Genomic DNA, 12,749 nt, shown 5'->3' with positions numbered 1-12,749 from the left:
GCGTTTCCCTGTACTTCCAGAATAAGTAAAGTCATGTATTTTAAGGAACGCATACTGCGGATACATGCAGAAAAAAATTTTTGGTCATACTTAGAACGCGATAAACCTTGTCACTATCGTATTTCCAAGAGGGAGCTACTAGCGATAACGCGATTGACTGAACATGAAAAGGGACTCAACAATGAAATTGCGGTCCATCTTGATGAAGAAGACCAGAAAAGGATGTATCGAACGATGCGTAAGCTTTTAGCGGATGAATTTGTCTTCGTGTTGAATTTAGAAGTTACGCAAGCCCGTATCAAGAAGGGGTGATGCAATTGCAAATTATCGTCGTGACGATTAGTTTTATACTTGCAGCACTAGGGGTCACTGGTATGTATAACGGTGTCTATATCCCATCAGTAAAGTTAATCTTGTTGTCCGGGCTGACGGCTATTGCCATTCATTTAATAGTGTGTAGAATTCAACCGAACAAAAATAAGAAATTAGACAAGTTGATGGGGTTCTCAATGACGTTATTTGGTGTCATGCTGCTATCAAGTTTTGTCTATTCATCTTGGAAGATGGAAAAGTTTCTATCACATTTCACAATGATGAAATTGACGTTGGTATTGCTTGTGGTAGTCGCTGTTTATTTGAATGTCGTCTTCATCCGTGCCGAAATCTCCTACAAGAAAAAGCGTGGGAACCAGCGAATCGAGGAACAGCCAAACAAAAGCTATTTTGAAAAACGTAACGAGGAAAAGGAGAGAATTGAACGTGGGGATGTAAGAATCATATTGGGAGCATCTACTGATAATGAGGAAAATTGACAAACACCTAGTATTAAGTGACAATTAAATTAATGTCTCGTGGATTTAATTAATGTTTATTTCTAATACAATAAATGGACCATAACCTGGAAATAGCATTCCTCTGAATGAAGTACGAGGGGAAATGGTTTTATTTTTATAATGATTCATTTGTACAAAAAATTTTCGATATCTATTTTTTAGAGGTATAGTTGATTATAAAGAAGGGGTTACGCTATGGTGGAGAATGTAAGAAGTGAATTGTTTTTCTTAAAACAGTTCGGCTTTAATAATACCCTTTTACAAGATGTTTTTCTTTTAGGAATAGATCCTATAAAAATTATTTTTAATAGTGGATACAAAATATATCCCGAATTGGAAAGTAAATTTACTGATAAAGATAGAAAGTTAGCCGAAAATTACTTGAAATACAGAAATTTTAAAAGTGACCTATTTAAAGAAGATGACTTTTTAAGAGGTAGTATAAGTAAAATATATTTTAAGTATGATGTGAATGAGATGACAGTTCTAATGCCTGAAAAAATAATGCCACTTTTTATGTATTCAAAAGGAGATATTTCACTTTTAGAAGTTAACAAGAAAAGAGTGGCAATCGTAGGTACTCGTCATCCATCCCAAAAAGCAATAGAAATCACTAAGAAGTTAACCCAAAAATTTGTTGTAGAAGATTATGTTATTGTTAGTGGATTAGCTGAAGGTATTGATACGATTTCACATGAGACAGCTATTGCTCATAAAGGCAAGACGATTGCCGTATTACCTACAAATTTCAAAAAAATTTACCCGAAGGAAAACCATGAGTTAGCAAAAACAATATTAAACAAAGGTTTGTTGTTAACATCCATTGGTCCAAAAGAAAATACTTATAAATCTAGTTTTTTAGATAGAAATCAATATGTAGCAAATATCAGCGATATAGTAGTAGTTACAGAAACGAATTTAAAAAGTGGAACTATGAATACAATTAGAAATGCGAGTGAGGCTGGTAAGAAGATTTTATTTGTGGACCAGGAAGACGAATTAATTAACAATAAAATTTATGGATTTGGTGGCGAAATGCTAAATGACTAAAAAAAACAAAATGGTTTTTATATCAAAATTAGTTTTTTTTACTGAAGACAATAAATTGATTGAAGAGAACTTGAAATTTGCAGATTTGTTTGATGATGAAGATGTACTATTAGCAATTGTAGCTAGACAAGGAACAATTAATATAATAAAAAATAAAATACCTAAAGAGTATGAAAGTAAAATGAAATTTGTCAATCGAAGTGCTCAAACTAAAAATAAAATCAAGGAATTAAAAGAGAAAGGTGCGATTTTTGGCTTTATAGGTATTGTTGAAGATGATGCAATTTTTTCCTTCCACTGCAAAATACCAATATTTAATCCAGAGTCAATGAGTAATGGCAGAGTTGTCATTTCTGATAAAGTGAAAAAATATGGTTTGCCAATCATTGAATTTCAAAATGTTGTCGATTGTTTAAAGGCATTTGAAATTCATAAAGAAAATTATTTTCAAATGTTTTTTGATAATAATTTCAGTGTTATCAGTTTAAACAATGCAAATACCTATTACAGACCTGAAGAAGAAGCTAGAGTGAAACAAATTTTTGAAACAAATTTAAAAGGTGATAGATCCTCAAGGGATCAAAGAATCTTACTTCTTCTATTATTCCATTTGATTAACGAAGTAACAACAAATCCTTATTTTGATAGGGTTGATTATTGGGGAACTTTCCCTTCATCAAACCCTGATAATACAGTTACATCTGTTTCTTTTTTAAAAGAAGCCCTTAGAGTACTTATAAATGGTGGGCCCAGAACTGGACCGGAAATATTGATTAGACACATGCCAATGAGAGCTAAACATAGCAGTGGTAGATTACGATTGACTTATAAAAGCGATAAAGATTTCGATACTTTAATCGTAAATCCAAAATTAATTGATAAAATTAAAGGCAAAGTGATATGCATTATTGATGACTACATTACTAATGGATACTCGGCTGAATCAGCGAAGCATTTGCTTTTCGCTGCCGGAGCCAAAGAGGTTATCTTTCTTTCATTTGGAAAGTTCGGAAAGATTTACCACTCGACTAATTATGAAGTTAAAGGCGATGTATCGGAATCGTATTCTTATCAATTTGTCAGTGAAATTCCTTATGGGGATACATTTAATGGGAAGAAGTATTATAATTCAGAAAACGATTTGGAAATTTTGAATTTCGGAGATTTAATTTAATGCTGCATATTTTATGAAACTACTTTCTTATGTGAAAGATATCGTTGTTGGAGAATTTACGGGGTGAAAGTAAAAGTACTCATGTTCACAAGTGATTGTATATAGGCAACTAACCCTCACTCGATGTCAAGCTAAAGAAAGTTGACGAAAGACTGCGACTTCTATATAAGTAATAGGTGCGTTTGCGGCAGATAGATAAGGTTTTTAAACAATATTAATGTCTTTTCAGAGGATAAAATATATACGTTTTACTATACAAAACACGTTTCGTTCAGCAATTGAATGAAGCGTGTTATTTTTATTGTTTTTTTACGGAAGGGGGAAACCACAAAGTGTTATTCAAGTCTATAATCTATAGTAATAAGCTGTATATCTACCCGGAAGTCGAAGTCCATGTAGCGAAGCAAAGTCCACCTGAATTAATCGAGTTGGGATTTCTTGTCCTTGAGACATCACTTCTACTGTTGAGGATAATGGATACTCGTAACTATAAAAAGGATATGCAATTTTGGGCGAAACGTATATCCCAAAATGCCAATGCGCTACCAGAATTATTATGGGAGGAAGGTGAACAATCAAATCAATTGTTGATTAGAAAACAGAACAAAGAACATCTGGAATTACTCAGATATAAAATTTCAAGAACCATTCAGACGTTGTTCAGCTTTCAAGAAGATAATCGTGCTCCATTTAAATTGGATCCGATACATGAGCACTTCGGTAAGTGGGATTGGATAAAGAAATGATAGTGAAAGGAGTTGAGGTAGATGGGAATGCCAATCGTATGGCAAGGAAGCGACTGTTTCACACATATGCTTGCTGTTGGACCTACACGTTGTGGTAAGACAGCGACGATATTGAAACCGATGATATACCAATTGCTATTGCAAAAGAAACGAGGTATCCCCTTAGGTATATCTGTTGTGGAGCCAAAAGGCGATGTGGCGGCAATGGTTGCTGAAATGTGTGAAGAAATGGATATCCCGTGTACTCACGTTGATCCCGATAAACCAGATTCAGCACGATTCAATCCAATGGAGGGTGACACGGATACAGTAGCGGAAGCAACGGTCGTTGTATTAAAAGGATTGTTTGGGAAGCAGGATGCGTTCTTCGCCACCGTACAGGAACTATCAGCACGAAATGTCACTAAGCTGCTTAAAGAATTGCATGGCAACAACATGGATATCGTCGATGTAATGAACACGCTGCGTGATCAAAATGTATTGGAACAAAAGGTTACAGAGTTAAAGCGTCGTGACGGGATGACAGATTTAGTCCATTTCTTTGAGGCGGAACTACTTGGAAGTATGCGTGAGAAATATCAGCAATTCGTAATTGGGTTAAGAGCACAATTAGAAAACATTGTTAGTAACGAGGCCCTGCGAACAATTATGACCGGTAAGAGTGATGTGAATATTGATGAACACTTGGAAACAGGCGGTGTCCTCGCAGTTAACACGGCACTAGGTAGGCTAAGAAAAGCCGGGGATGCCTTCGGCCAATTTATTATCATGCATCTGCAAAACGGAACGTTTAGGAGACCAGGAACGGAAGATACACGTATTCCTCATTTTTTGATTGTGGATGAATACAGCCGTTACATTAATCCAGATGTAGAGATATTCTTGTCACTCGCTGCCGAATACCGGGTTGCGGGTATTTTTGCGACACAATCACTTGGCCAACTCGAAATTGAATCGGGGAGTCTTGGACCAAAAGCCATGAAACAGGCGATTCTTACGTCTTGCCGAAACAAAATCTGTTTTGGCGGCATATCCGCACAGGATGCTCAAGACTTTGCGGATGAATTCGGTAAAGATAAAGTCATCATGCGGCAAAGCACATATAAGAACCGAATATTGTTGCCACGGCTGTTTCCAGATTCATATCGGGATACAGAGGATGAAGAATATCGTTTTGATCCAACAGATTTAATGGACGGCATACCCAAATTCAACTTTGTCCATAAACTTTTAGAAGATGGTACACCACAGAAACCCGCTTTAGCAAAAGGTCATTTTGTTCCACGAAATTGGAAAGAACTTAGGGAATGGGAAGACAAAACAACTTTTAAAAAGGAAAAAAGTAAAAAATCTGAGGAGGTCACTAAGAATAGGCTGCTTGATCGTTTTCGGGAACGGGTGAATAAAAAAATAGAGAAGGGAGCTGAACAAACAGAACAAATAACTGCTACCCCAATTGAATCTAATACCCAGCCTGAACTAGAATCACTTCATTCGTTAGAAACATCTACTGTCGAAAGCCCAGATATTGCACCAGAAGCGGAAATGGAGTTTTTTGCGACAAAGAAAAAACTTGCCTGTAACTCTAAAGAGGATAAGCGTTCGTACAATCATAAGAAGGAAGTTAAACATGACTTCAATCAGACAATTGTCACGGATAAGCCAGCAGTTGTTACCGTTCCTTCCAATGAAGAGAAGGGTATTGTTCAACCGAATTCAAATCCTAGAAAGAAGGAAACGAGCAATGTAGTCAAGTCTAATGATGGATTTTGGGATTAGTTTTAATTCTAATTCTAGTTCTAATAAATGCGTGACATCGTTCGCTAATCGGAACTAGACGATTAATGAGTGGTGTTATTTTTATTGCCAATTTTAATCGCAAAGGATAATTCAACCAGAATGCAAAATGAAACGGGTTTTAATTTCACACAAAAATAAACTATTGAAATGGAGAGAATATAAAATGACAGAAAACAACTTGCAAGTTCTAATCGAGGGTTTTGACCCATCGAAAGTACAGGTGGAAAATGAGTTTAATAATGATTGGAAAAAAGTTTACGGCGCTTACCAAAATAATTCGATTCTACAGGCTTCGATGACTGGAATTGAAACGCTGCTTGATAAACCTTGCGCTGTGGTAACACTTGGTAACATCCGTGGGTTTATCCCATTGGAGTTTACGGGTGCTGCCAACTTACGCCAGCTCCGAGCCATGACAGGCCAGTCTGTTGCGTTTAAAGTTCTGAACTATGACCGTGAAGCAGAAGTGTTCACTGGATCACGTATTGCTGCGTTGGAACATATGGCATCCATTACTCTAAAGAAAATTGAGGTTGATGATGAAATCATTGCCGTTGTTCGCAGTGTAAGCCCATCGCTTGTACGCGCTGATATCGGTGGAATTGAAGTGAAACTTCCACTTGAAGAAATTAAGTACGGTTGGATTGACGATTTAACGGAAGAGGTCAAGCAAGGAGATCACCTGAAAGTTAAAGTTTTGGAGATTGATAAAGAGGAGAAGAAAGTTGTTGTAAGTGCAAAGGCGACACAAGAGAACCCGTGGTTGCGTTCGATTGGTCGATACTCATCTGGTAATGAATATGTCGGGACCGTTTCCGGTGTGCGTGAATACGGTGTATTCGTCAATTTAGAAGCCGGAGTCGATTCATTGGCCCGTCATTTGAAGTTCCAAAATGTCAAAAGAGGTGACCGGGTATTGGTCCGTGTGTTAGAAACTGATGCAGCAAAAGAACAGATTCGCACCCGTATTACCCGTGTGCTGTAAAAACATCGAGGGGTCAGGTTAAAATGATCTGGACCCCTTATTTCTAATATAAGGAGGAGAAATTCATGTCAACCAGTCCATTTTCTTTATCTCATGAATGGAGCTTGCATTGGACACGAATACCATCAAACATAAAACGTTCAGATTTTGTCAACGGAGAATCACTGAAAGAGCGGAAAGCATTGGAGGCATTAGCAGCAGTAGGGGTAATTGGGGGAGCGCAACTCTTCCGATTATTTTCTTTGGATAAGAAACGATTAAAACAAATGGCAGCGGAAAAGAAAATAGTACGGCATGAAATCCATAGAGAGAAAAAAATCGTACCGATTTACTCACTAGGAATAAATGGAGCAGTCATTGCTGGGCTGAATGACTGTTATGAAAGTAACTACTGGATCAAATACAAAATAGAGGATGTTTTGAAACGTCTTCTGTTTTTCCAACTGTTTCAACATTTTCCTGAATCAAAAGTTTTGCCGACACAAGAACCATTCAGTGGTGCAATTCAATTTCATGGAAAGCCAATCTATGTGTATGTGGTACGAGGTGATGTAAATGATTTGCTTATGTATTTGAAATGGGGCGGTAAACACTTCAACGAGCGTCTTATCATTATTACAGAATCTATAAGGCACTTGCAACTGATAAAGGTAAATGCAAAAAAACTAAAGGTAAGGGTGGCCATAGATGTGGATTTACGAGAGAGTATTGGAGACCTTCGAAAGCTGTTCTATTTCCTGGATGAGTCGGGCGAGTTTGTTACTGAAGGAAAAATATCGATGAATATGGAACTAGACAGTGATTGAGTACTCTGAATATCCATTGAAGGAATGATGCTGGGTTATTTCAGTTATCAAAACAGTGAGAGAGAATTTATCTCTACTTTAGATTGTAAATACCTGGTTCATGTGTAGAAGGTAATTATTTTTAACGGATACTAAAAGCTTTGACTTAAACAAAATATAACTAAATGTGTTTCAATCAACCCCTATATTAAGGGTACAATCTACCTAAAAAATAAAGATGCTAATCAAAAAGATGAGCATAAAGGAATGGTAATGAAAAGTTATTTAAGGGCAAATTACACAGGTGGATTAGTATAACTAATATGTTAATAGTCCGAATTATGATAAGATGAAGATATTAACTTAATTCGAGGTGGCTATAACATGGAAGAAAGAGGTTATTATAGGGAGAAATTAAGAATATTATTGATTTTTTATTTCTTATCTGATGAAATCGAAGGAACATCTAAACTTTACCCGGAATATTTAAAAGTGTTTAAGAGCGAAGTGAAAATACAAAAAATAGATTTTCTAATTAGATATCCTGATTATTTAGCATATGAATTGCTAAATTTAGTGGGAGAAAAGGGATATTGTAAAGATCAAATTCAACGACATGTAAAATCGATATTTAATTCAAATGAACCGGAGTTAAGACGCGAAGATATGTTAAGATATTTCTTTGGGGCATACGAAGAAATTGATCATATAATATTATTTTTAGTAACGGTTGGCTTTGTTAAATTTGAAAGTAGAAGAAGTGTGACCGGAAAAGTTTTCGATAAATTATATTTTTTGAGTGGTTTTGGAATAAACAAAGTTGAAAAAGAAATATTGCCGAATATACAACAAGCAAAGTGGTACGAAGAAAGATTGTTGTTAATAAAAAAATATTTTGGAAACTTATCAGGAACGGAATTAAAAATAAAGCAGTATGAATACGATCAATATAGAACTACACCAATAAATCAATATATCAAAGGGATTCAGCAGGAAGTTAAGGAGAAATATTTCCAGTTATTTGAGGAGGAACTTTAATGTTTAATTTTGATGATTTTGTTTCTCATTTACATAATATACATGGCGATAAATTAACATATCAAGAAATTGAAAAAATAGTTGTTTTAGATGACTATGAAAAGGATAGCCCACTCTCTCTTGGAAAAAGACTAGTAATAAATCAAATGAAAATTATGGGGCAAAAAAATACAGGTGAAAAAATAAATTATCAAAAAATATTTGATAGTGGTGTTAATGTTTTGTTCGCCGATAACAGTAAAGGGAAATCTTCACTTTTCAAGGTGATCAAGTTTGCTCTCACAGGTGAAAAGAACTCTATAAAAAAAGATGTGTTAAGTTGGTTACATGAAATTTTTCTTGAGTTTAATATTGGAAATGTTTCCTACACGGTTTATATCAATCTACTAGGAAAAAGAACTTCTAGTGGTCTTTATAGAGTAAATTTGAAGAAGCTATTAACCTACAGGGAACAGAAAAAAACATTTGAGCCACATTTAATCCAATTTGAGGCCAATACTGATAAATATTTTAAAGAGTCTATGGAAGACTTTTTCTTTAAAGAGCTTTCTTACTATGGTTTGAAATGGACAAGTAGCGATAAAAGAAAAATAGACTTAGTAGAAAATCAAACTACTTGGAAGACCTACTACAAGTCTATCTACCTTGAATCAAAGGATTACAATGTTCTGTTTTTAAATCAGGATTTTGGCGGGCAAGAGAAAAAAATAATGGAAATGTTACTTGGCCTTCAACTAACTTCCGCAATTAATTCTTTAAACCACTACAAAGAACATTTATCAAACAACTTGAAGAAACAAAATTTCCTTTCGATTTCGCAAGACAATTCATTTAATGATTCGAATGTCGAAAGTGAACTGTATAAAGTAAATGAAGAAATCAATTTCCTGAAACAAAAGCAAAAAAGTACTTTCCTGAAAAGTTTTAACTTAGAACAATACAATGATCAAGCGGAACTGATTAAGGAAGCAGAAGAGGATTTAAGAAATCTGAAGTCACACGAAAAAGAAATGGAAATACAAATTAACCAATTTATTAAACAAATAAATAGATTGGAAGAAGAATTAAGCTTTGGTATGTTTTTTAGTAATTTGGAAGTGAAAGCATGCCCACGATGCGAACAAAAAATCGTACCAGAAAGAAAATCTGTTGAAAAGATTGAACACAAATGTATGCTTTGTGAAAATAACTTATCAGAAACCAATCAAAATCAAAAAGAAGTTTTGGAGTCAAAGTTAACAGAGTTAGTCGAGCAACAGAAGAAATTGAAAGTAGGATATGAAGTACTAAATCAAGAAATTATATTAAAAGAAAAAGAGGCGGCATTACAAAAAAGTGAATTACTAGAAATTGAAGAGTCGCTTAGCTTAATTGAATTTACTGAAGAAGATATCGATTCCTTATCAAACCTTATTGAAAAAAAAATAGAATTAGAATATCGACTCAGCCGATTAGATTCACAGAATGAAGATTCTTCAACGGAGAAGCTATATGATAAAATCGATGTTTTGGACTCTGCAATTAAAGAACTAAATGTTATTAGAATTAAGGAAAGTGATAGTATACTATCAAGCTTGAAATCCTTAATACTAAAACAAATTCATACATTTGGATTAGTTAGCGTCACAGACGTTGTAATCACGGACAATTTGGAAATTCAATACCTTCAGAATGGTGAGTTAACTAGATTCGGCGAATTAAATGAAGGGGAACAGTTGCGAGCCAAGATAGCTTTTTTCATTAGCTTAATTCAATTAGATATTGTATTCTCCGTTGGTCGACATCCTAGGCTCCTTATTATTGATTCCCCAGGGAAGGAGGAGGTAATAAGTAAAGATTTGGAGGGGCTATCATCACTATTTAAGGAAATTGAAAAAAACTATGGTGATGATTTGCAAATAATAATCGGGACAGCTTTAGAGCCATTAAAGAATGCAAGTATAGCTGAAAAAGTTGATTCAAGAGAAACGGGAGTAAGCGTATTTTAAATTTAAAATAGGGTGAAATAGATGGGAACTTTATACGAAAAATTCTTCGACAAAGAAGCAACTGACAAAATTGTTTTTATGGAAGATTGGATTACTGAACGGGATAATATTGAACATATTTCAGAAAGAGAATTAAAGCGATTTTTTAGAAAGGTTCTTGAAAACGAAAATAATGCATATATAAAGACCCTTACTATTGAGGCACTTGTTTTTTTAACCATTATCAATAAAGTGAGAAGAGGCTCTACTCTCGACATGTTATTAGATATTGAAAATGAAGAAGATCCATTTGTATTAATAACTTCGTTAAGATATTTAACCATGTTCTTCGATGATCAGTGCGTAAGTGAAAAGTTAGAAAGTTGTATAGAACATCAGAATCCTGAGGTTTCTTCGGAGGCTTATTACAGATTGGGTTTATTGAAGTTTTTGGAGTGTAATACTTCTGATGATAAAGCAGAATTTATTGATATGTTAAATAGAAGTTCTACGTTATTCAACTATGCAAGAACACAAATCGAAAATAGAACGGACGCAGATTATTTTTATAATGTTAGTAAGTTTATTGAATCCTTTTTCACAACAAATGAAAAAGAAATGGATAATTCTTTTGAAAATATATTTAATCTTCTATCTGTTAGATCTGCATATCACTATAATCAAAACCTGCTCGCTATTGAATATAAGTTAAATAAAGTATTTTACAACTTGAAAAGTATATATGAATCAACAAATAATCACAATCTGTGGATAGACTTTTTCAATGAATTTAAGAAATTATCAGAATACCACTACGAGCTTTTGAATGTCTCTCTTTCTGGCAGTGGATTCCAACAAACTTTACTTTCTAGATTACAATCACAAGTAAATGAAAATATACTCGAAAATTTATATTTTAAAAACTTTCCGTATTACGAGATAAGAATAAACACTATAATTTCCAGTTATTCTGATGATAAATCATTAAGCAATTTTTTAAGCTACCTTTTAGAAATAATAAAAAAAGACGAAAAAAAAAAGGACAATGATTCAATTATTGAAGCTTGTGTGAAAATAGACAGTGTTACTCGGGGAGGGAATGTTGCTGAATTAGTAAAAAGGTTTAAGACAACCCACGATATCCAAGACTTAGATCATGTTTTGGAAGTGATAGCAGAATATACAATGGCTAGGCACGGAAGTAACTACGAATTTATTACGGGTTTTCAAATAGGAGAAGAAATTTTTAATAGTTTGTATAGCTCTATTAAGAAAGAAGTTCCAAACTATAGTAATGAAAAGCTTCATATCTTTATGCAAATAATGGAGCAGATAATAAGGTACCTAATATTAACTGTTAGAAATAGAAGAGATGAAATGTTTAACTTTTTGTATACTGAAAAGCATAAAGGTAAAGGAGCTACGGCTTCTGAAAAAGATCTTCAAGATAGTTTATTTAAGCATTTTCAATACTCAGGAATTGCATATGGTTCATCGGAGGAAGAAATTAATTTTGCAGACGGAGGCAGAATTGATATTGTTTATAAAATCAATAATTATACATTTCCAATCGAATTAAAAAAGACAAAACAAAAAATCACTGAAGCCAGTATACGTGATAAATACCTGGAGCAAGTTCATTCATACGTATACTCATATGATCAATTAGGAGTTTTCGTTTTATTAGATTTAAATGAAAAAGATAAACCAGTCAATGATCTTAGAGAATTGGTGTATTTAGATCACATAGAACCATTATATGAATTGAAAAACACATACCCCGATAATATTGTGGTAGTAATTATTCCGGGAAACAAGCCATTGCCGAGCGATAAATCAACTTACAGATAAAATCAGTAATCATAATGCATCAAAAACATTGTAAAATAAAGATTACCAAATTAATTCATTTTACTTCAATTCAGTTTTTTTAAACATCAGCTTTGCTATGTTAATCAGAATGCTTATACTAAGTATCCAATCCATTTGCTATCGCTTTTGGAAGTGGATATAATATACATATATATTTCATTAGTTTTCACGTCACCATTTTTCCAGGTGAAAGTCGTAATACCTTTTAATTTTCACTAAAGGAGATTCGACACAAATGTTTAGCCTTTGTATTTTCATTCTCTCTGAGAAAAGTTAGGCAGACGTATTACGTCCAAGATTGCTGTATGCACACTAGATACTTACGCATTATTTGCGTGATATATATTTTAAAAGCCGATTGATCCCACTATGGGTGAAATCGGCTTTTTTTGGTGTGCCCTGCATGGGTAAATACTCGGCGGTGAAAGTCCGCTACAGGCTTGGCAGTAGGAACTGTTAGCGAAAGACAAGGTGGCTATCGTGAGGTAGTGGCTGAAGG

Annotated in this window: 11 protein-coding genes; all 11 read left to right on the top strand. The window is 34.2% G+C overall.

Annotated elements, in window-relative coordinates:
- The coding region (locus tag CSV77_RS17210) for a hypothetical protein (protein ID WP_233212296.1) at positions 1 to 312 on the top strand (312 nt) is incomplete at its 5' end.
- Positions 312 to 812, top strand: a complete 501-nt coding sequence (locus tag CSV77_RS16430) for a hypothetical protein (RefSeq protein ID WP_099674229.1) — start codon at positions 312 to 314, stop codon at positions 810 to 812. The genes CSV77_RS17210 and CSV77_RS16430, both read left to right, overlap by 1 nt.
- Before the next feature lie 216 nt (positions 813 to 1,028).
- Entirely contained in the window at positions 1,029 to 1,883 is an 855-nt protein-coding gene (locus CSV77_RS16425; RefSeq protein ID WP_099674228.1) for a DNA-processing protein DprA, read from the top strand.
- Positions 1,876 to 3,057 carry a phosphoribosyltransferase gene (locus CSV77_RS16420; RefSeq protein WP_233212295.1) on the top strand — a complete coding sequence of 394 codons (1,182 nt, stop codon included), beginning with the start codon at positions 1,876 to 1,878 and terminating at the stop codon, positions 3,055 to 3,057. The genes CSV77_RS16425 and CSV77_RS16420 overlap by 8 nt, the downstream gene beginning before the upstream one ends.
- A gap of 332 nt (positions 3,058 to 3,389) precedes the next feature.
- Positions 3,390 to 3,803, top strand: coding sequence for a hypothetical protein (locus tag CSV77_RS16415; RefSeq protein WP_099674227.1), 414 nt, complete (start codon positions 3,390 to 3,392; stop codon positions 3,801 to 3,803).
- Positions 3,804 to 3,824: 21 nt separating this feature from the next.
- Positions 3,825 to 5,582, top strand: a complete 1,758-nt coding sequence (locus tag CSV77_RS16410; protein ID WP_233212294.1) for a type IV secretory system conjugative DNA transfer family protein — start codon at positions 3,825 to 3,827, stop codon at positions 5,580 to 5,582.
- Positions 5,583 to 5,766: 184 nt separating this feature from the next.
- Positions 5,767 to 6,588 carry a S1 RNA-binding domain-containing protein gene (locus tag CSV77_RS16405; protein ID WP_233212293.1) on the top strand — a complete coding sequence of 274 codons (822 nt, stop codon included), beginning with the start codon at positions 5,767 to 5,769 and terminating at the stop codon, positions 6,586 to 6,588.
- 65 nt (positions 6,589 to 6,653) lie between these two features.
- On the top strand, positions 6,654 to 7,394 hold the full coding sequence (locus CSV77_RS16400; RefSeq protein WP_099674225.1) for a hypothetical protein: 741 nt from the start codon (positions 6,654 to 6,656) through the stop codon (positions 7,392 to 7,394).
- Positions 7,395 to 7,757: 363 nt separating this feature from the next.
- Entirely contained in the window at positions 7,758 to 8,411 is a 654-nt protein-coding gene (locus tag CSV77_RS16395) for a hypothetical protein (protein WP_099674224.1), read from the top strand.
- Positions 8,411 to 10,399, top strand: a complete 1,989-nt coding sequence (locus tag CSV77_RS16390) for a hypothetical protein (RefSeq protein ID WP_099674223.1) — start codon at positions 8,411 to 8,413, stop codon at positions 10,397 to 10,399. Before CSV77_RS16395 ends, CSV77_RS16390 begins: the two co-directional genes overlap by 1 nt.
- Before the next feature lie 21 nt (positions 10,400 to 10,420).
- Positions 10,421 to 12,229 (top strand): hypothetical protein, encoded by a 1,809-nt coding sequence (locus CSV77_RS16385; protein WP_099674222.1) that lies wholly within the window; start codon positions 10,421 to 10,423, stop codon positions 12,227 to 12,229.
- The last annotated feature ends 520 nt before the right edge of the window (positions 12,230 to 12,749 follow it).

This window comes from Sporosarcina sp. P16b (assembly GCF_002743065.1).
Classification (GTDB): Bacteria; Bacillota; Bacilli; order Bacillales_A; family Planococcaceae; genus Sporosarcina.
This window is presented reverse-complemented; position numbering and strand designations above follow the sequence as displayed.

Excerpts from the sequence above, each read along its gene's own strand:
- CSV77_RS16430 (WP_099674229.1), top strand. The coding sequence starts at position 312 with ATGCAATTGCAAATTATCGTCGTGACGATTAGTTTTATACTTGCAGCA.
- CSV77_RS16425 (WP_099674228.1), top strand. The coding sequence starts at position 1,029 with ATGGTGGAGAATGTAAGAAGTGAATTGTTTTTCTTAAAACAGTTCGGC.
- CSV77_RS16420 (WP_233212295.1), top strand. The coding sequence starts at position 1,876 with ATGACTAAAAAAAACAAAATGGTTTTTATATCAAAATTAGTTTTTTTT.
- CSV77_RS16410 (WP_233212294.1), top strand. The coding sequence starts at position 3,825 with ATGGGAATGCCAATCGTATGGCAAGGAAGCGACTGTTTCACACATATG.
- CSV77_RS16405 (WP_233212293.1), top strand. The coding sequence starts at position 5,767 with ATGACAGAAAACAACTTGCAAGTTCTAATCGAGGGTTTTGACCCATCG.
- CSV77_RS16400 (WP_099674225.1), top strand. The coding sequence starts at position 6,654 with ATGTCAACCAGTCCATTTTCTTTATCTCATGAATGGAGCTTGCATTGG.
- CSV77_RS16395 (WP_099674224.1), top strand. The coding sequence starts at position 7,758 with ATGGAAGAAAGAGGTTATTATAGGGAGAAATTAAGAATATTATTGATT.
- CSV77_RS16390 (WP_099674223.1), top strand. The coding sequence starts at position 8,411 with ATGTTTAATTTTGATGATTTTGTTTCTCATTTACATAATATACATGGC.
- CSV77_RS16385 (WP_099674222.1), top strand. The coding sequence starts at position 10,421 with ATGGGAACTTTATACGAAAAATTCTTCGACAAAGAAGCAACTGACAAA.